Annotated in this window: 16 protein-coding genes; 11 read left to right on the top strand and 5 right to left on the bottom strand. The window is 59.7% G+C overall.

The features are described from left to right. The first annotated feature begins 35 nt into the window (after positions 1-35). Together MHM86_RS08440 and fabB are read left to right on the top strand one after the other, a co-directional pair. A complete protein-coding gene (locus MHM86_RS08440) occupies positions 36-389 on the top strand; it encodes a hypothetical protein (RefSeq protein WP_239197901.1) in 354 nt (117 codons plus the stop codon). 152 nt (positions 390-541) lie between these two features. After that, complete coding sequence (fabB, locus tag MHM86_RS08435; protein WP_239197899.1) at positions 542-1,771, top strand: beta-ketoacyl-ACP synthase I; 1,230 nt, start codon at positions 542-544, stop codon at positions 1,769-1,771. Positions 1,772-1,934: 163 nt separating this feature from the next. On the opposite strand, the gene prpE is transcribed toward fabB, so the two are convergent. Then, positions 1,935-3,827 carry a propionate-CoA ligase PrpE gene (gene prpE / locus MHM86_RS08430; RefSeq protein ID WP_239197897.1) on the bottom strand — a complete coding sequence of 631 codons (1,893 nt, stop codon included), beginning with the start codon at positions 3,825-3,827 and terminating at the stop codon, positions 1,935-1,937. Positions 3,828-4,158: 331 nt separating this feature from the next. Between prpE and MHM86_RS08425 the strand changes: the two genes are divergently transcribed. Next, positions 4,159-4,746 carry a YceI family protein gene (locus MHM86_RS08425; protein WP_239197895.1) on the top strand — a complete coding sequence of 196 codons (588 nt, stop codon included), beginning with the start codon at positions 4,159-4,161 and terminating at the stop codon, positions 4,744-4,746. A 90-nt stretch (positions 4,747-4,836) separates the two neighbouring features. On the opposite strand, the gene MHM86_RS08420 is transcribed toward MHM86_RS08425, so the two are convergent. Beyond that, on the bottom strand, positions 4,837-7,116 hold the full coding sequence (locus MHM86_RS08420; protein WP_239197893.1) for an NADP-dependent malic enzyme: 2,280 nt from the start codon (positions 7,114-7,116) through the stop codon (positions 4,837-4,839). Positions 7,117-7,354: 238 nt separating this feature from the next. Here MHM86_RS08420 and MHM86_RS08415 point away from each other — a divergent pair, with 238 nt between their 5' ends. From MHM86_RS08415 to MHM86_RS08390, 6 genes are all read left to right on the top strand, one after another. Further along, positions 7,355-7,759, top strand: coding sequence for a cytidine deaminase (locus MHM86_RS08415; RefSeq protein ID WP_239197891.1), 405 nt, complete (start codon positions 7,355-7,357; stop codon positions 7,757-7,759). Positions 7,760-7,762: 3 nt separating this feature from the next. Then, positions 7,763-9,067 carry a thymidine phosphorylase gene (locus MHM86_RS08410; RefSeq protein ID WP_239197889.1) on the top strand — a complete coding sequence of 435 codons (1,305 nt, stop codon included), beginning with the start codon at positions 7,763-7,765 and terminating at the stop codon, positions 9,065-9,067. Between the two features lies 1 nt (position 9,068). Next, positions 9,069-10,280, top strand: coding sequence for a phosphopentomutase (locus MHM86_RS08405; RefSeq protein WP_239197887.1), 1,212 nt, complete (start codon positions 9,069-9,071; stop codon positions 10,278-10,280). After that, positions 10,277-11,275: an adenosine deaminase gene (locus tag MHM86_RS08400; RefSeq protein WP_239197885.1), complete on the top strand. Its 999-nt coding sequence runs from the start codon at positions 10,277-10,279 to the stop codon at positions 11,273-11,275. Before MHM86_RS08405 ends, MHM86_RS08400 begins: the two co-directional genes overlap by 4 nt. After that, positions 11,272-11,904, top strand: a complete 633-nt coding sequence (upp, locus tag MHM86_RS08395) for a uracil phosphoribosyltransferase (RefSeq protein WP_239197883.1) — start codon at positions 11,272-11,274, stop codon at positions 11,902-11,904. The genes MHM86_RS08400 and upp overlap by 4 nt, the downstream gene beginning before the upstream one ends. A gap of 66 nt (positions 11,905-11,970) precedes the next feature. Continuing rightward, on the top strand, positions 11,971-13,578 hold the full coding sequence (locus tag MHM86_RS08390) for an SPOR domain-containing protein (RefSeq protein ID WP_239197881.1): 1,608 nt from the start codon (positions 11,971-11,973) through the stop codon (positions 13,576-13,578). A 41-nt stretch (positions 13,579-13,619) separates the two neighbouring features. On the opposite strand, the gene MHM86_RS08385 is transcribed toward MHM86_RS08390, so the two are convergent. Continuing rightward, positions 13,620-14,654: a hypothetical protein gene (locus tag MHM86_RS08385; protein ID WP_239197879.1), complete on the bottom strand. Its 1,035-nt coding sequence runs from the start codon at positions 14,652-14,654 to the stop codon at positions 13,620-13,622. 213 nt (positions 14,655-14,867) lie between these two features. After that, positions 14,868-16,493, bottom strand: a complete 1,626-nt coding sequence (locus MHM86_RS08380; protein ID WP_239197877.1) for an AMP-binding protein — start codon at positions 16,491-16,493, stop codon at positions 14,868-14,870. Positions 16,494-16,668: 175 nt separating this feature from the next. Here MHM86_RS08380 and MHM86_RS08375 point away from each other — a divergent pair, with 175 nt between their 5' ends. Then, on the top strand, positions 16,669-17,328 hold the full coding sequence (locus MHM86_RS08375) for a sulfotransferase family 2 domain-containing protein (RefSeq protein WP_239197875.1): 660 nt from the start codon (positions 16,669-16,671) through the stop codon (positions 17,326-17,328). A 110-nt stretch (positions 17,329-17,438) separates the two neighbouring features. Next, positions 17,439-18,116 carry a hypothetical protein gene (locus MHM86_RS08370; protein ID WP_239197873.1) on the top strand — a complete coding sequence of 226 codons (678 nt, stop codon included), beginning with the start codon at positions 17,439-17,441 and terminating at the stop codon, positions 18,114-18,116. Between the two features lie 109 nt (positions 18,117-18,225). Here the strand turns inward: MHM86_RS08370 and MHM86_RS08365 are convergent, their stop codons facing one another. After that, on the bottom strand, positions 18,226-20,427 hold the full coding sequence (locus MHM86_RS08365) for a 3-hydroxyacyl-CoA dehydrogenase NAD-binding domain-containing protein (protein ID WP_239197871.1): 2,202 nt from the start codon (positions 20,425-20,427) through the stop codon (positions 18,226-18,228). Positions 20,428-20,441: the final 14 nt, after the last annotated feature.

The following is a 20,441-nucleotide window of genomic DNA, read 5'->3' as shown; positions in this document are numbered from 1 at the left end:
ACTCAGCGTGTTTTTAACCAAATAGGAGTTTGAATATGAATAGACTACGTATCCTTGCCCTGTCTGCAATTTTGCCTTTGGCGGCCTGTATGACCGCCACTGAGACGTCAAACCCCACGGCGGTTGACCCGTTGCTGGACAAACAGCTGGTGTCCGCGGAGGGGACTATTTTCATCCTCAACGCTGATGGGACCGTGTCCGGTGAGATCAAAGGTGATCCGGTTGTCGGCAGCTACACCACCACCGCGACAGAGGTGTGCAGCACCTATTCTGCGCCTGATTTCCTGACAGGTCGTGAATATTGCAGCACGCCGGTGATTGAGGCGGGTACGGTTGTGTTCAACCGTCGGGACGGCACGAAATCAGCGGTTTACGCGATTGAAGGCTAACGCAAGTTTGGCGTGACCACACGTCTGAACGGCGCTGCCTACGGTGGCGTCGTTTTCCGTTTTGGCCTTAATATACTTGGCCGCAGTCCAATTCGCTTCCCCTTTCTGGCTGCCTGTTCTACATAGGCTGAAAGCTGATAAGAGGAGGCGTCATGCGCCGTGTAGTCGTTACAGGTCTCGGGGTGGTCTCGAGCATCGGGAACAATGCCGAAGAGGTTCTGGCCTCTCTCAAAGCTGGCACGTCCGGCATCACCGCCAATGAGGCGATGAAGGAACACGGGTTCCGCAGTCAGATCGCCGGTGACATCAAACTGAATGTTGCCGATCACGTCGACAAGCGCACCCTGCGTTTTATGGGGCCGGGCGCGGCCTATGCCTATATTGCGATGCAGGAGGCGATCGCCGATTCCGGTCTGGAGGAAAGCGATGTGATCAACCCGCGCACCGGTTTGGTTGCCGGGTCTGGCGGGCCGTCGACCAGCGCGATGTTGGCTGCACACCAAACGGTGCTGAAATCCGGCGCGACCAAGCGGATCGGTCCGTTCGCGGTGCCTAAAACCATGTGTTCGACCGTATCTGCGAACCTTGCAACCGCGTTCCAGATCAAGGGCATCAACTATTCGATCACCTCGGCCTGTTCGACCTCGCTGCACTGCATCGGCAACGCGGCAGAGCAGATCATGATGGGCAAGCAGGACGTGATGTTCGCGGGCGGCGGCGAAGAACTGGACTGGACCCTCAGCTGTCTTTTTGACGCGATGGGCGCGATGTCGTCGAAATATAACGACACGCCGGAAAAAGCATCGCGCGCGTTTGACGCCAACCGTGACGGTTTTGTCATCGGTGGCGGCGGCGGTATTCTGGTTCTGGAAGAGCTGGAACATGCCAAAGCCCGTGGCGCCAAGATCTACGCCGAAGTGACCGGTTATGGTGCCACCTCTGACGGTGCCGACATGGTTGCCCCTTCGGGTGAGGGCGGTGAACGTGCGATGCGCGTGGCGCTGTCGACGCTCGAAGAGGGCCGCAAGGTTGGCTATATCAACGCCCATGGCACATCGACCCCTGTGGGTGATGTGGGTGAGGTAGAGGCCGTGCGCCGCGTCTTTGGCGAAGGTCAGACGCCGGTGATTTCCTCGACCAAGTCGATGACGGGCCACAGCCAGGGCGCCACGGGCGCACAGGAAGCGGTCTATTGTCTGCTGGCGCTGGAACATGATTTCATCATTCCGTCGATCAACGTTGAAACGCTGGATCCGGCGCTGAACCCTGCGGAAATCGCCACCTCGCTGGTGGAAAACGCCGGTCTGGACACGGTGATGACCAACAGCTTCGGCTTTGGTGGCACCAACGGGTCGATGCTGCTGTCGAAATATCGCGGCTGATCTGGTTGCTGTCTGAATTTCAAAAAGGGCGTCCTGCGCGGCGCCCTTTTTCTTTGCACTTTGAGGGGATCAAAGCGCTGTACCGCGCCCTTTCGATGTTCGTTAAATGCGCAAAAGGCCGCGCAGATGCGCGGCCTTGCGACATTTTTCACAGGGATTGGGGTCAGTCGTGGGCGTAGCCCAGACCCTGCAGGGCCAGCTTGATCTCGTCCAGAATGGCGGGATCGTCGATGGTGGCGGGCATTTTGTAGTCCTTGCCATCCGCGATCGACACCATTGTGGCGCGCAGGATCTTGCCCGATCGCGTTTTGGGCAGGCGATCCACCACGGTGGCCAGTTTGAACGCGGCAACCGGACCGATTTTTTCGCGCACCAACGCCACCACTTCCTTCACCACTTCGGCGTGGGGGCGGTCACAGCCTGCGTTCAGACACAGGAAGCCCAGCGGCATCTGGCCTTTCAGCGCATCTGAGACACCGACCACGGCACATTCCGCCACGTCTGGGTGGCCTGCCAGCACCTCTTCCATGCCGCCGGTGGACAGGCGGTGGCCGGCGACGTTGATTACGTCATCGGTGCGCGCCATGATCGAGACATAGCCGTCCTCATCAATCATGCCCGCATCGCCGGTTTCATAGTAGCCGGGGAAGGTGGTCAGGTAGGAGGAGCGAAAGCGCTCTTCGGCGTTCCACAGGGTTGGCAGGGTGCCCGGCGGCAGCGGCAGTTTGATCGCGATGGCGCCCAACTCGCCCGGTTTCATCGGGTGGCCGCCCTCATCCAAAATCTGCACGTCAAAGCCCGGCATCGCCACGGTCGGGCTGCCCAGTTTCACCGGCAGTTCCTCAATCCCCAGCGGGTTCGCCGCGATGGCAAAGCCGGTTTCGGTCTGCCACCAGTGGTCAATCACCGGCACGTTCAGCTGTTTCTGTGCCCATTCAATCGTGTCGGGATCAGCCCGTTCACCCGCCAGAAAGACCTGCTTCAGGCAGGACAGATCGTAATTCTGCACATAGTCGCCTGCCGGATCCTCACGCTTCACCGCACGGAAGGCCGTGGGAGCGGTGAAGAAGCTTTTGACCTTATGCTCCGAGATCACCCGCCAGAATGTGCCCGCGTCCGGTGTGCCCACCGGTTTGCCTTCAAACACAATGGTGGTGTTGCCATGGATCAGCGGACCGTAGCAGATGTAGCTGTGGCCCACGACCCAACCCACGTCAGAGGCGGCCCAGAACACATCGCCCGGATCGACGTTATAAAGGTTCTTCATCGTCCAGTTCAGCGCCACCAGATGACCTGCGGTGTGGCGCACCACGCCTTTAGGCTGCCCCGTGGTGCCGGAGGTGTAGAGGATATATGCGGGGTGGTTGCCCTCAACCGGTACGCAGTCGGCGGGGGCGACACCGTATTGGAAACCGTGCCAGTTCACATCGCGCCCCTCGACCAGTTCGGCGACCTCTTGTTCGCGCTGGAAGATGACGCAGAAATCGGGTTTGTGATCGGCCTGTTCAATGGCGCCATCAAGCAGCGGTTTGTAGTGCACCACGCGGCCCGGTTCCAACCCGCAGGAGGCGGCGATGATCGCTTTGGGTTTCGCATCGTTAATCCGCACGGCCAGTTCATTGGCAGCGAACCCGCCAAACACCACCGAATGGATCGCGCCAAGACGGGCGCAGGCCAGCATGGCCTCCAGTGCTTCGGGAATCATCGGCATGTAAATAATCACGCGGTCGCCTTTTTCCACGCCTTTGGCGCGCAGCGCCCCAGCGAGGGAAGCCACGCGATTGCGCAGCTCGACATAAGAAATCTCGCGTTTGGTGTGGGTGATGGGACTGTCGTAGATGATTGCGGTTTGTTCACCACGGCCCGCTTCGACGTGGCGGTCCACGGCGTTCCAGCAGGTGTTTACTTTCGCATCTGCGAACCATTCGTAAAGATCGTCGCCCTTGTCAAAGAGCGCCTTTGAGGGGGCGCTGTCCCAGTCAATCGCCTCTGCCGCTTCCATCCAGAAAGCTTCGGGGTTGGCCTGCCAGTTTTGGTAAACCTCTTTGTATGACATGATTTTCCTCCTCCTCATTCCATGCCTATTGGATACGGGGGGCAGTCAGGATGGGGCAAGCATTGCCTGTGACGCGGGGTCACAATTCTGATGTTGGTTATCATTTTCCGCCAAACCGTCAAAAATCGCTTCGCAAAGCGGGAAAGACTTTGCTGAAATCCAATGCGCCACCGTTAAAATTGCAAAATTGCAAAGTTTGCAGTTGGCCTTTCAGAGGGGATCACATTCCCCCTCGCGCAGATGTTTGGGACTCGTGATCGGTGGCTCTGTCATAGTCTCCTCACTGTCGGAGTGGCGGGTGTTGACGGTGTTCTTGAGTTTGGAGGTGCGGATGAAACGTCGGATATTTATGCGATCGGCTCTGTCGTTTGGGGTGATCGCATTGGGCGCAGGCAGCGTGCAGGCGGCGCCGGTACGGTATGAACTGGACAAAGTGAACAGCGCTGTCGGATTTACCTATTATCTGGATGACGCAGGCACTCAGGGCACTATGCCGGTGCAATCTGCGGACCTGCAGCTGGACCTGCGGGATGTGTCGCGCAGCCGGATTGATGTGACGCTGAACCCCGGCCGTGCGAAGGCCGGGCTGTTTTTTGCCACTGAGGCGCTGAAAGGGGCCGAGGTGCTGGATGTACGCCGCCATCCCCAGATCCGCTTCGTGGCACGCAAGATCACTGGCACGATCCACAAGGCGACGGTGACCGGCGATCTGACTGTCCGTGGCGTGACCAAACCGGTGTCCTTACAGGCGCAGCTGTTCCGGCAGGTGGGAACAGAGCAGGGGGATCTAAGTAAGCTGTCGGTGCTGCTGACCGGCAGTCTGGATCGCAGAGTGTTTGGCGCAAGCGGCTATCCCAATCTAGTCGGGCCAACCATTGATCTGCGTATCCTTGCACGGGTGGATCGAGCGGCCGGGTGACCCGTACCTTGCGGGAGGGTGCCGCGCACAGTGCAAGGATCGGGTGGCGCTTAGCAGACGGCGCCACCCGCTTTCGTTTGTGGTTTTGGTTTAACCGTAATGATCCACTGGCGTGCCGGCGATGGCCGCCATGTTCAAAAGGCCCCGCGCAGTGATCGAGGGGCTGACGATATGGGCCTTGTTGCCCATGCCCATCAGGATCGGTCCGACCTCCAGCCCGTCAGCGCGCATTTTCAGGATGTTGCGCACGCCTGATGCCGCATCGGCATGGGCAAAGACCAGCGTGTTGGCAACGCCCGACATGCGCGAGCGCGGGAAGAGTTTCTGGCGCAGGCCCGGATCCAGCGCCACGTCCACGTTCATCTCCCCCTCATAGGTGAAATCAGTGTCGCGACTGTCGAGGATTGCCAGCGCTTCGCGCAGACGTTTGCCCGATCCTTCTGCGTGGTTGCCAAACTGGCTTTGCGAACACAGCGCCACGTTTGGTTCCAGACCAAAGCGGCGCACGTGGCGCGCGGCGCCTTCGGCGATGCGCGCCAGCTGTTCAGGTGTCGGCAGTTCATGCACCTGCGTGTCTGCAATAAACAGCGGTCCGTCCTCAAGGATCATCAGCGACAGCGCGCCCTGTGGGCTGAGGTCAGGGGTGCCAAGGATCTGCTGGATATAGTTCAGATGCCAGCGGTATTCGCCGAAGGTGCCGCAGATCATGCTGTCTGCCTCACCGCGATGCACGGCCACGGCGGCGATGGCGGTTGTGTTGGTGCGCATGATCGCCTTGGCCAGATCGGGGGTGACGCCTTTGCGCTCCATCAGTTCGTGATAGCTGGTCCAGAAATCGAAATAGCGCGGATCGTTTTCCGGGTTCACGAATTGGAAATCCACCCCCGGGCGGATGTTGAGGCCCGCGCGTTCGCAGCGTGCCTCCAGCACTTCGGGGCGGCCGATAAGGATCGGGGTTTCGGTCGTTTCCTCGAGGATTGCCTGTGCGGCGCGCAGCACGCGCTCATCCTCACCTTCGGCAAAGATGATGCGGCGGGAGGCTGCGCGGGCGCTTTCAAACAGCGGCCGCATCAGCAGTGCGGATTTGAATACCGACTGGTCCAGTTTGTGTTTATAGGCTTCCAGGTCGTCAATCGGACGGGTGGCAACGCCGCTGTCCATTGCTGCCTTGGCCACGGCGGCGGATACCACGCCGACCAGACGCGGATCAAAGGGCTTCGGGATCAGGTAGTCGGCGCCAAAGGTCAGCTGTTCACCCTTATAGGCCGCTGCCGCCTCGGCCGAGGTGGTGGCGCGGGCCAGTTCTGCGATGCCTTGGACGCAGGCGACGCACATGTCGTCGTTGATCTCCGTCGCGCCCACATCCAGCGCCCCACGGAAGATGAAGGGGAAGCACAACACGTTGTTGACCTGATTGGGGAAATCACTGCGACCGGTGGCGATGATCGCATCTGGGGCCACTGTGCGGGCTTCATCTGGCATGATTTCCGGCGTCGGGTTTGCAAGGGCAAAGACGATGGGGCGACCGGCCATTTTGGCGACCATTTCAGGCTTCAGCACACCGGGGCCAGACAGGCCAAGAAACATGTCCGCGCCTTCGATCACCTCATCCAGCGTGCGTTTGTCGCTGGCTTGGGCATATTCGGCCTTTTGTGGGGTCATTTCGCTGGTGCGGCCTTCATAGACCAGACCGTCGATGTCACAGAGCCAGACGTTTTCGCGTTTAACCCCCAGTTTCAGCAGCATGTTCAGGCAGGCAATCCCTGCCGCGCCGCCACCGGTGGACACAATCTTGATATCCTCAAACCGTTTGCCCGCGACCTGCAATGCGTTTGTTGCAGCTGCGCCCACAACAATTGCCGTGCCGTGCTGATCGTCGTGGAACACGGGGATGTTCATCCGTTCGCGGCAGATCTTTTCGACGATAAAGCAATCTGGCGCCTTGATATCTTCGAGGTTGATGGCGCCGAAGGTCGGGCCGAGGGCGCAGACAATCTCGGCCAGTTTTTCGGGGTCTTTTTCGTCCACTTCGATGTCGAAACAGTCGATGTTGGCGAATTTCTTAAACAGAACGGCCTTGCCTTCCATCACCGGCTTTGACGCCAGCGCGCCGATGTTGCCCAGGCCCAGAACGGCGGATCCGTTTGACACAACGCCCACCAGATTGCCGCGCGCGGTGTAGCGGCTGGCTTCTGCGGGATCTGCCTTGATCTCCAGGCAGGCTTCGGCGACGCCGGGGCTGTAGGCCAGTGACAGATCGCGCCCGTTGGCCAGCGGTTTGGTGGCGCGCACCTCTAGTTTGCCGGGTTTGGGGGTCTCATGATACAGTAGAGCGGCCTGGCGCAGGGTTTGTTTCTGGCTGTCGGACATCGGTTCGCCTCAATAAATATCAGTTAGTTTAGTGTTAAACCATTTTTTAACCTAGCGGAAGGTGCGGATTTTGGCTTAAGGCTGGTTTATGCCCAACAGGCGCTTGCAAAGGCCATGCCTTTAGGCAAAGGTTTCTCATTCGATCAAAAATATCCGCCATAAATATCCACCTGATCCGATGCTGTCTTTGCGCTGCCTTCTCTGGGTGACGTGGATGAGAAGAACAAAGGACACCCTCATGCCGACCGCCGAAAACCTGTTAACCATTGCCACGCGCGTGCGCGAGAACGCTCATGCACCTTATTCGAATTTCAAGGTCGGTGCGGCCATTCTGGGCAAAGATGGCGTGATCTATCAGGGCTGCAACGTTGAAAACGTCGCCTATCCCGAAGGCACCTGTGCCGAGGCAGGCGCAATTGCTGCGATGGTCGCTGCGGGGACCAAGGAACTGACCGCGGTCTGCGTGATTGCCGACAGTCCGGCGCCAGTGCCGCCCTGTGGGGGGTGTCGTCAGAAATTGGCCGAATTTGGCGCGCGGGATGTCACGGTGACGCTGGCCACCACCGATGGCGCCACCTTGCAGACCACTATTGGCGATTTACTGCCCGGTGCGTTTGACATGTCCCATATGGAACGGAGCTGAGCGATGGACGCCCGTGCGATCATTGTGAAACTGCGCGACCGCCAACCGCTGGAGCGGGCGGAATTGGCGTGGTTTGCCCGTGGCTTGGCCGATGGATCCGTGAGTGACGCGCAGGTCGGGGCCTTTGCCATGGCTGCGCTGCTGAATGGTCTGAATGAGGCAGGGCGCGTTGGGTTGACGCAGGCAATGCGTGACAGTGGCGATGTGATGCAGTGGGATCTGGACCGCCCGGTGATCGACAAACATTCCACCGGTGGGGTGGGTGATTGTGTGTCGCTGGTTCTGGCGCCTGCGCTGGCTGCCTGTGGTGGCTATGTGCCGATGATTTCAGGCCGTGGTCTGGGCCATACGGGCGGCACTTTGGATAAATTGGAGGCGATTCCCGGCTGTCGCACGGGTCTGAACGAGGATCAGTTCCGTCAGGTTGTTGGGGATGTGGGCTGTGCGATTGTGTCAGCCACGGGCGAAGTAGCGCCTGCTGATCGCCGTCTGTATGCGATCCGTGATGTGACCGGCACGGTGGAGAGTCTGGACCTGATCACCGCGTCGATCCTGTCGAAAAAGCTTGCGGCAGGCCTTGAGGGGTTGGTGCTGGATGTCAAAGTCGGCTCTGGCGCGTTTATGAAAACGGCAGCTGAGGCGCGGGCATTGGCTGAGGCGCTGGTCAGCACAGCCAATGCCGCCGGATGCCAGACATCGGCGTTGATCACCGATATGAACCAACCGCTGGTGCCGGAATTAGGTAACGCGCTGGAAGTTGCACGCTCGATGCGTGTGCTGACGGGGCGCGGCGGCGGTGCCTTGTTGGATCTGACCGCAGACTTGGGCGGCGTGGCGCTGGCCAATGCCGGATTGGCCGTGGATGCAGCGGCGGGTGCGGATCAGATTCGTGCAGTAATTGCAGATGGCCGCGCGGCAGAGGTGTTTGGCCGTATGGTTGCAGCGCAGGGCGGATCCCCGCGTTTCATCGACGATTGGCGCAGCATGTTGCCAGAGGCGCCGGTGATCTATGAGGTGACCGCGCCGCGTGATGGTTACGTCACCGCGATGAACGGTCATGCCCTGGGTCTGGCGGTGGTTGTGCTTGGCGGTGGTCGTCAGGTGGAAAGCGATGTGGTGAACCCTGCTGTGGGCCTGTCGGATGTGGCGGCCCTTGGTCTGCGGGTGCAGAAAGGTCAGACGCTGGCCTGTGTCCACGCCGCCCGTGAAAGCGCGGCCGAGGTGGCGGCTGCGGCCGTCAGGGATGCGATCGCCATTGGGGATGTAGCGCCGGATCTGCCTCCCCTCGTTCATGAAAGGATCGGTTGAAATGGCACGTGCGTTTTTGGTTGTGATCGACTCCGTCGGGATCGGCGGCGCGCCGGATTCGGATCGGTTTTTCAACGGTGATCTGCCTGATACCGGCGCCAACACCATTGCCCATATCGCCGCAGCCTGTGCGGCAGGTGAGGCAGAGGAGGGGCGCAGTGGCCCCCTGTATCTGCCCCATATGGACGCGTTGGGTTTGGGCGCGGCGGTGAAGCTGGCGTCTGGTGTTGAGGCGGCGGGTTTGGGGGCCACGCCCACAGGCCACTGGGGGGCGGCGACAGAGGTCAGTCCGGGCAAGGACACACCGTCGGGACATTGGGAAATCGCCGGTGTGCCGGTGCCTTGGGATTGGCATTACTTCCCCGACGCGCAGCCAAGCTTTCCCGCTGACCTCAGCGCGCGGATTGCGCAGGCGGCGGGCGCGGGGGGCATTTTGGGGGATTGTCACGCCTCGGGCACGCAGGTCATTGCTGATTTTGGCGGCGAACATATCCGCAGCGGTTGGCCGATTTGCTACACCTCTGCCGACAGCGTCTTGCAGATCGCGGCGCATGAGGAACACTTCGGCCTCGAACGTTTGTTGCAATTGTGTCAGGACGTCGCGCCGATTGTGCATGAGATGAAAGTGGGGCGGGTGATTGCACGTCCCTTTGTGGGGGATGAGGCCACGGGGTTTGTCCGCACCGGAAACCGTCGCGATTATGCCATTGCGCCGCCGTCGCCCACCCTGTGTGATTGGGTGCAGGGCGCAGGCCATATGGTCTATGGTGTTGGCAAGATTGGCGATATCTTTTCCATGCGGGGGATTGATAATTTGCGCAAAGGGTCGGATGAGGCATTGATGCAGCATCTGAAGGATCTGGTCATCGAGGCCGAAGAGGGCAGTCTGACCTTTGCCAATTTTGTCGAGTTTGACAGCCTGTACGGTCACCGCCGCGATATTTCCGGCTATGCGCGTGCGCTGGAGTGGTTTGATCGCGAGTTGGGGGAGGTGCTGGCGCAGCTGCGCGAGGATGACATGCTGCTGATCACTGCGGACCATGGTAATGATCCCAGTTGGCCCGGCACTGATCATACCCGCGAACGCACCCCTGTTTTGATCGCGGGCCTTGGTGCTGGCCGCATCGGGCAGGTTGGATTTGTAGACATCGCCGCATCGGTTGCGGCGCATTTGGATGTGCCTGCACAGGGCACAGGACGGAGTTTCCTATGACTGGCCAATCAAACTGGCAAGATACCCCAAAGGTCGAATTGCACCTGCACCACGAAGGTGCTGCGCCGCCGGCCTTCATCCGTCAGTTGGCGCATGAGAAGAAGGTCGACCTGAGCGGTGTGTTCAATGGTGACGGCAGCTATGCCTTCCGTGATTTTGTGCATTTCCTAAGCGTTTATGAGGCCGCGACGTCGGTGCTGAAAAGCCCGGAGGATTACGCCCGCCTGACCACCGCCGTGTTGGAAGAATGCGCCGCCAACGGTGTGATCTATGCCGAAAGCTTCATCAGCCCTGATTTCTGTGGGGGGCGTGATGTTGAGGCGTGGAAAGAATATTTGCACGCCATTGAAGAAGCGGCCGCCAAGGCAGAGGCTGCTCATGGCATCGTGTTGAAGGGGATTGTCACTTGCATCCGCCACTTTGGCGGAGACTGGGCGAAAGAAACGGCGCTGTGCGCGGCTGAGACCCGAGGCGATTTCATCACCGGTTTCGGTATGGGCGGGGATGAGAACAAGTTCACCCAAGGCACGTTCAAATGGGCCTATGACTGCGCCCGTGAGGCGGGATTGCAGCTGACGACGCACGCAGGCGAATGGGGTGGACCGGAATCGATCCGTCAGGCGCTGGATGATCTGAAGGTGGAACGTCTGGGTCACGGTGTTCAGGTGATCGAGGACGCGGCGCTGATGCAGCGCGTTATTGACGAAGGCGTCACGCTGGAGGTGTGTCCGGGATCGAACGTCGTTCTGGGGGTTTACCCGTCGATTGACGCGCACCCGATCAAGCGCCTGCGCGATGCGGGGGTGAAGGTCACGGTGTCGACCGATGATCCGCCCTTTTTCCACACCACAATGACGCGGGAATATGAGATGCTGGAACAGGCATTTGGCTGGGGTCAGCATGATTTCACTGCGCTGAATCTTGTGGCAGCGGAGGCCGCTTTCTGCGACACAGCCACCAAAACAAAAATCAAGAAACGATTGGAAGCCGTATGACCGACCATCTGACCGTCGTCGATCACCCGCTGGTGCAGCACAAACTGACCCAGATGCGTGACAAGGACACTGCAACCCCCGAGTTCCGCCGTCTGCTGCGTGAGATCAGCCAGCTTTTGGCCTATGAAATCACCCGCGAGATGGAGCTGACCACTAAAACCATCCAGACCCCGATGCAGGAGATGGATGCGCCGGTGCTGAAGGGCAAAAAGCTGGCGCTGGTGTCGATCCTGCGTGCAGGCAACGGGTTGATGGACGGTGTGCTGGAACTGATCCCCGGTGCCCGTGTGGGATTTGTGGGCCTTTACCGTGATGAGGAAACGCTGGAGCCGGTGCAATACTACTTCAAGGTGCCAGAAAATATCGGTGACCGTCTGGTCATTGCCGTGGATCCGATGCTGGCGACCGGCAACTCCTCCGCTGAGGCGATTGATCTGCTGAAAGAGGCGGGGGCTACCAACATCCGTTTCATGTGCCTGCTGGCTGCGCCTGAAGGTGTTGCGAAAATGAAGGAAGCACACCCCGATGTGCCGATCGTGACAGCCTCGCTTGATGAGCGCCTGAACGAGAAGGGTTACATCTTGCCTGGGCTCGGGGATGCGGGTGACCGTATGTTTGGCACAAAATAAGCCCCGATTCTTTACACGAGACCGCAACTCGTGCATTGTGTCCCTACATATTGTGTGGGGGCACAAATGAGTTTTAAACGCGCTGTTGTAACCGCTGTTATTCTTACTGCCACTGGCATCGGGGCCGGCGTTACCGCTGTGCCCGCTTTTGCACGTGGCGATACAACGATCCCGGCGGAATTTCCACCGCGCAGCTTTGAGGGGCGTCAATATGTTGACAGTCGCGGCTGCGTGTATATCCGCGCCAGCACGGGTGGGCTGGTGGACTGGATTCCGCGCGTCACCCGCACACGTGAACATATTTGCAACGCCAAGCCGACATTCGCTGGTGGGTTTGATCGCAACTTGCCGGTGATCCCTGATGCGGCACCTGCAGCGGGTGGTGGTGTCCCCACAACTGTGATCGCGACCGCACCTGCGGCGGCGCCGAAACCCCCTGCGCAGCCTGCAGCGGCACCGGCACCCGCGCCGGTTCGCACTGTAGCGAAGGCGCCTGTTGCGTCTGCGGCTGCGTCTGCGCCAAAACCGCGGGCGCCGCGTTTTACTCTGTCGTCGATTTTCGGCACTGACGCCTCTTCGGCTGCGTCGCGCCCGACGCCGCGCGTGGCAGCGCCACGGCCGATGCCGGTGCCGGTGATTGCGCCGAAACCCGTTCGCCCGGCGCCCGTAGCGCCGCGTGTGGCAAGCGTGCCAGTTGCGCCTGCCTGCGGTGGTGGAACCTCGGTTTCTCAACGATATCTGGGCACTGGCAGCGGCGTGCGTTGCGGCCCGCAGGCGCAATCACCGATCTTTGGTTCCGCGTCTGGCTCCGTGAGTTCTGGTCGTGCGAATTCTGGTCGTGTGATTACTGGCCGTGCGCCGGTGGCAGCTGCGCCTGCCGTTGTGCCGCCGGTGGTGTCTGCCGTGCCGCGTGCCGTGGTGCAGGCACCTGCCGCCCGCCAGGTGCGGGCGCCTGTCGCGACCACCTCTGTAGCGGCTGCGCCTGTTCTGGCACCGACCCGTCAGCCGGGTGATCCGGTGCCTGTGAAAGTGACGCCGTCCAAGCAAGCGGCGCAGAAGACGGATCCGACCGAATATGTGCAGGTGCCCGGCAGTCAGGGGCGTATCGCGCCACGCCATGTTTATGAGTGGCAGCAGAAACATGCGGTGACGAGCGGCGTGCCTGCAGGTTATCGGCCGCTGTGGCAGGATGACCGTCTGAATCCGAACCGCGCCCATCAGACGGCTAGCGGCAAGGCCGCGATGGATCTGATCTGGTCCCAAACCGTGCCGCGCCAGTTGATCGACCGTGTGTCGGGCCGCGATGTGACTCGCCATTATCCAGGGCTGGAGTATCCTCACACCAGCTATGCTCAGCAGCGGTCAAGCGTTGTCGTGTCCAGTAAATCGCACGCCGCTACAGCGCCTGTTGCGCGCAAAGTGGCCAAGCAGGCCGCACCGAAAGCAACCAGCCGCACCTATGTGCAGGTGGCAACCTTTGCCCAGCCGGATAATGCGCAGCGCACTGCGGGTGCACTTGCGGCCAAAGGCCTGCCGATGCGGATCTGGTCGGCTAAGCGAGGTGGTAAACCTGTGCAGCTGGTGCTGGTGGGTCCCTTTGCGGATCGTGGCCATGCCACCGCGGCACTGTCGATCGTGCGCCGGTCAGGTTTTGGCGACGCGTATCTGCGCTGACGCCCGCGCGACGCCCCTTTAGGTGCAAACTGTGGGAGCGATCAGCCCTCGCAGATGGCTTGCAGGCGCAGCCAGTCAGCATCGCTGAGGACCGCGCGCGGGGCTGCTTGTGGGTAGGGGTCGGCCTCGATCAGCGTCAGTGTCGTTTCACCGCTAGGATCTACCGCATAGGCGTAGGGCGTTGATTTGACCCCGACCGAACGGAAACCCTGCAGCAGCATTGCGCTGTCAGGCATTGCAGATGTAGTCATCTGGCCGAGCGTGGTGGCGCGGCGTTGCAGCGCGGCACTGTCCAACGCGCCGCTGGTCATCAGGCGCAGGGTGGCAATCAATCCGCTGTCGGTAAGTGTGGCATGCAGCGGGTCCTCAGTGTGGCCTGTCAGCAGTTGCGCCAGAATATAGCCGGCCATTACATCGGGATCGTCAAAGCCACGCAGCAACCGATCGCTGAGCACCAAGGTATTGCCTGGCAGCAGCAGCGCCGGAACCTGTAGATCCTGCAGCACAGCGATCTGTAGGCTGGCAGGGGCGAAGGGTTGCAGTCTTTCACGTAGCCGTTTGAACAGGGGCTGATGGCGCGGCAGGTCACAGCGGGGGCCGTGGTGCTGGACCAGATCCGCCAGAATGGCATTGCCGATCATCTGTTTCTGCCGTTCTGGCAGGGCCGAGGTGGCATGATCCACCAAAGCACCCGGCAACCAGAACACACAGACCGCCAGAACCGAGGCCGCAGAGGCCCCCATCAGGCCCCAGCGCAACCGGCCGCCGTTGGGGCGGCGTTTATGGATCGCAAGGCGTAGTTTTTCGATGGCAGCGACGATCTCACTCTCGTCCTCGCCAAACTCCAGTGTTTCGTCACTGTCGCCTGCGGGATGATAGAGGGCGGGGGTTTCATCGGGGTTGGCACGCATCAGAGCGGCCAGCGACCAATGCGCCAGCGGGCGATCCTGCGTGTCCGATACCACCAGCGTGGCGTCCCCAATAGCTACGATCACCTCGCGGCGTTGTGCGTCCGCGCCAGCGCGCCAGAGGGCGGTTGCTTCAAGTCGTTGGTATTTGCGTAAAGCTGTGCTCATTGCGGCTGCTCTGCCTGTTGTCGCTGCCTGTTTTTTGCAATGGGTAACATGAGCGCGTGGCGGGCGGCAATGCGGGATTGCCCTACCTTTGGGTAGGAGATCGTACAGAGAGGTGGGGGAGGGGCGTTGCCCCTCTTGGTTCATCAGAGATGTCCAATTCACCCCGGAGTACTTTGGGATCACTGAAAGGGACGCGGCGGCCCCATGTCACGGTCAGAGGGTTTTGGCCTGCGTGCGCAATTCGAACTTCTGGATTTTGCCGGTGGAGGTTTTGGGCAGCTCCTGAAAAACGACCTTTTTCGGCGATTTGAACCCAGCCAGACGTTCGCGGGCGAAGGCGATCAGCTCTGCTTCGGATGCGGTATGGCCGTCCTTCAGCTCAACGAAGGCGCAGGGCACCTCGCCCCATTTTTCATCCGGTTTGGCCACCACTGCGCACAAGAGCACGTCTGGGTGGGCCATCAGCACGCCCTCAACCTCAACAGATGAAATGTTCTCGCCGCCTGAAATGATGATGTCCTTGGCGCGATCGGCGATTTGCACGTAGCTGTCGGGGTGTTGGATGGCGATATCACCGGTGTGGAAATATCCGCCTTTAAAGGCCTCGGCGGTGGCGTCGGGGTTTTTCAGGTAGCCTTTCATCACCCCATTGCCGCGAAAGACGATCTCGCCCTGCGTTTGGCCGTCCATCGGGATCTGCTGCATTTGTTCATCGACCACGGTGACATGTTCGTAAGCGGGCATGGCGACGCCCTGACGGGCTTTTATCGCGGCGCGCGCGTCGCCTTCGAGGGGGTCCCATTCAGCTTTCCACGTGCATTCCGTGGCGGGGCCGTAGACCTCTGTCAGGCCATAGACCTGTGTGATGTTGAACCCCATCGGTTCAATTGCGGCCAGTGTCGCCGGGGCGGGTGGGGCGCCTGCAGTGAAGACTTCAACCGTGTGATCAAAGCTACGGCGGTCCGCCTCTGGTGCATGGACCAGCGTGTTCAGAACGATGGGCGCGCCGCCGAAGTGGGTGACGCCCTCATCGGCAATGGCGTCAAAGATCGCCTTGGCGGTGATGTCTCGACAACAGATCACTGTGCCGCCCATCGCGGGCATCAGCCAAGTGTGGCACCAGCCGTTGCAGTGAAACAGCGGTACGATGGTCAGGTAGTGCGGATGCAGGGTCATGCGCCAGCTGATCACCTGGTTCATTGCGTTTAGATAGGCACCGCGGTGGTGGTAGACCACGCCTTTGGGCCGCCCGGTTGTGCCGGAGGTGTAGTTTAGCGCGATGCTTTCCCATTCGTCCTGCGGCATGATCCAGTTGTAGGCGGGATCACCCGTGGCCAGCAGTGCTTCATATTCCGTGTAGTGGCCGTGGGCATGCACACCGGCCTGATCATCAGCGACCTCAATGATCTGCGGTGCGGAGCCGGTCATCAGATCCACCGCACTGGCGAGTGCAGGCAGGAACTGCGGATCACACAGGACCACCTTGGCCTGACCGTGGTCAAGGATATAGGCGATGGTTTCCGGTTCCAGACGTGTATTGATAGTGTTGAGGACACCACCACAGGCGGGCACGCCAAAATGCGCCTCTGCCTGTGCGGGAAGGTTGGGCAGCAGCGTGGCGACCACATCCCCGGGTTTCACTCCCAGCTGAACAAGGCCGGAGGCCAGACGACTGACGCGGTCGTGGTACTCGCCGTAGGTTTTGCGGTGGGTGCCATAGATCACGGCGGGCAGGTCGCGGTAGACAACAGCAGCCCGTTTTAGCCATGACAGAGGTGTCAGCGCCACGTGGTTTGCCGCGTTCTTTTCCAATCCGGTTTCGTCGGCCATCCAGCCCATTGTAATCCTCCAAATTTTAATGCGCGTATATTGTTCAGATACAGGGTCGTTGAAAAGAACGTAGTTGTGCGTAATTGCGCAAATTCATGGCTGACGTTTCGGGAACTTGCGCACGGGGCGCTGCGGGGCTGCAAAGAGGCTTTGCCTCTGGGGTGGAATTGGCTAGCTTTGGGCCATGTTCATGTCCCACGGTCGCCAATATATCTTCATCCATATTCCCAAGACGGGTGGCACCTCTATGGCTATGGCGCTGGAGGCGCGGGCGAAGAAGGATGATGTGTTGATAGGCGACACGCCCAAGGCCAGCCGTCGCCGTCGCCGGTTCCGCGATGCAGAAACGCGGGGGCGGCTGTGGAAACATTCGACATTGGCGGATATCGAGGGGCTGGTCGGACCTGATGAAGTAGAGCGGTATTTCACTTTCACTCTTGTGCGCAATCCGTGGGACCGGATGGTCAGCTATTATCACTGGCTGCAACGGCAGGATTTTGATCACCCCGCAGTGCAATTGGCGCGGCAGGAAGAGTTTTCCGGCTTTCTGGCTCATCCGATGACATGGCAGGCACAGAAAGCCGCACCAGCGCGACACTATATGACGGACGCGCGCGGCAATGAGGTTTGTGATCTCTATATCCGACTGGAACATCTGGCAGAGGATATCGGTCCGTTGGAGGCGCATCTGGGGTTGGCTCTGGAGATGCCGCATGCGAATCCCTCCCGTCGGGCACGCGATTACCGACGGTATTACAGTGACAGCGATGCTGCCTTTCTGGCCGAGGTGTGCGCCGAGGATATCGAACGATTCGGTTATGGGTTTGAGGATGTGATGGCGTGAGGGCGCTGCCCGAAGGACATCTTTTTTGTGTCTGGTGCTCTTTTCGACGACTTTGATATGTAATTCAGATATTTACATGTTCATGAGCAAACCACTGGGCGAGCCTTAAAATGATGGATGCTACTGTCGCCACGTTAATTGAAAAGGCGGATGACTTTCTTGCGCGAGACCTTCTGTATTTTTCCGCAGGCGTTCTCTTTTCAGCCACCGTTGCTTATTGTTTGGATCTGGTGTCATGGCTTGCTCTCGCAGAGCTGTCAGATCTGCCGGGCATATTACTTGCCTGCATTGCAGTACTGATTTTCTTTTACTGCTATGCCATCGCTTACTGTGTTCGGGAAGTTCTTTGTCTGGCACGTGTAACAGCGACTGTTTCTTATTTTGATGTGAAATCTGTCCCGTTAGACATGCGGGTGTTGTTCCCTGTTTTGCGGGGGCAGACGTTCGAAGTGGCAGCCGCTGTCGCGCAGAGATCTTCGTTGAGCGCCACTGTTGAGACACTGCAACAAACCGCTGCTGGCTACGGTGCGGCGCGCGCTGTTTTCAGGTCTATTTATCTAAAAGAGATGTGTGCGACGTTAGGTTCATCTGCTGTGGCTAGCGGTGCCGTGTTGATTTGGAGTGGGGTTTCCAGAACGCAGGAGGCACAGAGCGCGGCGGGCATTGCGCTGTTTGGGATGGGCTTTATCCTTTGTCGCTTGGCGGTCTATCAGTCAATGAGGGGAACCGCTTTGGTCAGCGACTGGCAAAAGGCTTTTGACAGCGCACAAAAGGGCAGTGTGGGCTGACCCGAAAATCCAGATCGCACTGAAGCTTAAGTGTTTCGTTTCGCGTGCCTCATAGCGCAAAAACGCGCCCCGGGGGGCGCGTTTTGTTGTGTCTGCGTATCGCTTTGACTTAGGCAGCTTTGGCGGCGGCCGATTTGTCGAAGCGACCGTAGAAGGATTGACCCTTCTCTGCCATTTCCAACAGAAGCGCCGGCGGGTTGAAGCGGTCGCCATACTTAGCGGCCAGTTCGGCGCAGCGTTCTGCCGCATAGGGCGTGCCGATGATGTCGACCCAGCTCAAGGGGCCGCCGGACCAAGGCGCGAAGCCCCAGGCCAGGATCGCGCCAACGTCTGCTTCGCGGATGTCTTCGATCACGCCTTCTTCCAGCGCTTTCACCGCTTCCAGAACCTGGCTGAACATCAGACGGTCCTGCACGTCGCGCAGGTCGGGCTGTTCGTCGGCCAGCGGATACTTGTCGTGCACGCCTTTCCAGTAGCCCAGACGTTTGCCCTTCTCATCGTAGTCGAAGAAGCCTGCATTGGCCTTGCGGCCCAGACGGCCTTCTTCTTCCATCCAGAAGATCATTTCGTCCGAGGGGCTTTCGGGATAGTCGTCGCCCATGGCTGCTTTGGTTGCGCGGGCAATCTTGGCGCCCAGATCGATCGAGGTTTCATCGGTCAGGGTGACCGGCCCAACCGGGAAGCCCAGCTGACGCGCGGCGTTGTCGATCAACACCGGTGCCACACCTTCGGTGATCATGCGGGCACCTTCGTTGATGTAGGGGATGATGCAGCGGTTGCAGTAGAAGAAGCGCGCATCATTCACGACGATCGGGGTTTTGCGGATCTGACGCACATAGTCCAGAGCCTTGGCGACCGCGCGATCACCAGTTTCGGCGCCTTTGATGATTTCTACCAGCAGCATTTTCTCAACAGGTGAGAAGAAGTGGATGCCGATGAACTGATCTTTGCGCACCGACGCTTCGGCCAGGCCAGTGATCGGCAGGGTCGAGGTGTTGGAGGCGAAGATGCAGTCTTCGGGAATGATGGCTTCGACCTTTTTGGTCATCTCGGCCTTCACTGCGGTGTCTTCAAAGACCGCTTCGATGATCAGATCACAGCCTTTCAGCTGTTCCAGATCAGGCGTTGCGGTGATGCGCGACAGCATCGCTTCTTTCTTCTCGGCGGTGACTTTGCCACGCTTCATGCCCTTGTCGAGGTAGGTCTCGGTGTAGGCTTTGCCTTTGTCGGCAGCGTCTTGGTCGCGGTCGATCAACACAACTTCGATACCGGCCTGCGCCGATACCAGCGCGATGCCTGCACCCATCATGCCTGCGCCCAGAACGCCCAGCTTCTTGACCGACTGGTCTTCGATGCCCTGCGGACGTACCGCGCCTTTGTCCAGCGCTTCTTTGTTGATGAACAGCGAACGGATCATTGCAGAAGAGGACGGGTTCATCAGCACGTTGGTAAACCAGCGTGCTTCGACCTTGATGGCGGTGTCAAAGGGCACCAGTGCACCTTCGTAAACCGCGCTCAGCAGGGCTTTGGCAGCGGGGAAGGCACCTTGGGTGTTGGCGTTCACCATTGCGGAGGCCCCAACGAAGGTCTGGAAACCTGCGGGGTGGTAGGGGGCACCGCCGGGCATTTTGTAGCCCTTTTCGTCCCAAGGCTTCACGATCTTGGGCTCGGACAGAACCCATGCGCGTGCATCTGCCATTGGATCTTCGCTGACCTCATCAATCAGGCCTGCGCCTTTGGCTTTCTTGGGGTCTACCTGTTTGCCCTGCAGCAGGAAGGGCGATGCAGCCATCGCGCCCAGCTTGCGGGTCAGACGGGTGGTGCCGCCCAGACCGGGGAAGATGCCGACCATGATTTCCGGCAGGCCGATTTTGGCCTTGGGGTTGTCGGCCGCAAAGGTGCGGTGGCAGGCCAGCGGGATTTCAAACCCGATACCCAGCGCGGTGCCGGGGATCACACAGGCAACGGGTTTGCCGCCTTTGTTGGTTTTGGGATCCATGCCTGCACGTTCGATTTTACGCAGTACGGCGTGCATTTTCATGACACCGTCAAACAGGGCCTGTGCCGGATTATCGCCTGCGCTGTCTTTCATGCGCGCAATCACGTTCAAGTCCATGCCGCCTGCAAAAGAGCCCGGCTTGCCCGAGGTGATGATGATGCCTTTTACGGCCTCATCCGCCAGTGCGTCATCAACATGTGCGTCCAGGTCATAGAAGCCCTGTTCGCTCATCACGTTCATGGATTTACCCTGAGTGTCCCAGGTGATGGTTGCGATGCCGTCGGCATCTTTGGTCATGGTAAAGTCGGTCATGATCTAAACTCCTA

The organism is Thalassobius sp. Cn5-15, assembly GCF_022347685.1.
Classification (GTDB): domain Bacteria; phylum Pseudomonadota; class Alphaproteobacteria; order Rhodobacterales; family Rhodobacteraceae; genus Thalassobius.
Note: the sequence above shows the minus strand (reverse complement) of the source record. Positions and strands in the feature narration are given on the sequence as shown.

Excerpts from the sequence above, each read along its gene's own strand:
- MHM86_RS08405 (WP_239197887.1), top strand. The coding sequence starts at position 9,069 with ATGGCACGTGCGTTTTTGGTTGTGATCGACTCCGTCGGGATCGGCGGC.
- prpE (WP_239197897.1), bottom strand. The coding sequence starts at position 3,827 with ATGTCATACAAAGAGGTTTACCAAAACTGGCAGGCCAACCCCGAAGCT.
- MHM86_RS08400 (WP_239197885.1), top strand. The coding sequence starts at position 10,277 with ATGACTGGCCAATCAAACTGGCAAGATACCCCAAAGGTCGAATTGCAC.
- MHM86_RS08390 (WP_239197881.1), top strand. The coding sequence starts at position 11,971 with ATGAGTTTTAAACGCGCTGTTGTAACCGCTGTTATTCTTACTGCCACT.
- MHM86_RS08365 (WP_239197871.1), bottom strand. The coding sequence starts at position 20,427 with ATGACCGACTTTACCATGACCAAAGATGCCGACGGCATCGCAACCATC.
- MHM86_RS08410 (WP_239197889.1), top strand. The coding sequence starts at position 7,763 with ATGGACGCCCGTGCGATCATTGTGAAACTGCGCGACCGCCAACCGCTG.
- MHM86_RS08425 (WP_239197895.1), top strand. The coding sequence starts at position 4,159 with ATGAAACGTCGGATATTTATGCGATCGGCTCTGTCGTTTGGGGTGATC.
- MHM86_RS08415 (WP_239197891.1), top strand. The coding sequence starts at position 7,355 with ATGCCGACCGCCGAAAACCTGTTAACCATTGCCACGCGCGTGCGCGAG.
- MHM86_RS08420 (WP_239197893.1), bottom strand. The coding sequence starts at position 7,116 with ATGTCCGACAGCCAGAAACAAACCCTGCGCCAGGCCGCTCTACTGTAT.
- upp (WP_239197883.1), top strand. The coding sequence starts at position 11,272 with ATGACCGACCATCTGACCGTCGTCGATCACCCGCTGGTGCAGCACAAA.
- MHM86_RS08375 (WP_239197875.1), top strand. The coding sequence starts at position 16,669 with ATGTTCATGTCCCACGGTCGCCAATATATCTTCATCCATATTCCCAAG.
- MHM86_RS08370 (WP_239197873.1), top strand. The coding sequence starts at position 17,439 with ATGATGGATGCTACTGTCGCCACGTTAATTGAAAAGGCGGATGACTTT.
- MHM86_RS08380 (WP_239197877.1), bottom strand. The coding sequence starts at position 16,493 with ATGGGCTGGATGGCCGACGAAACCGGATTGGAAAAGAACGCGGCAAAC.
- fabB (WP_239197899.1), top strand. The coding sequence starts at position 542 with ATGCGCCGTGTAGTCGTTACAGGTCTCGGGGTGGTCTCGAGCATCGGG.
- MHM86_RS08385 (WP_239197879.1), bottom strand. The coding sequence starts at position 14,654 with ATGAGCACAGCTTTACGCAAATACCAACGACTTGAAGCAACCGCCCTC.
- MHM86_RS08440 (WP_239197901.1), top strand. The coding sequence starts at position 36 with ATGAATAGACTACGTATCCTTGCCCTGTCTGCAATTTTGCCTTTGGCG.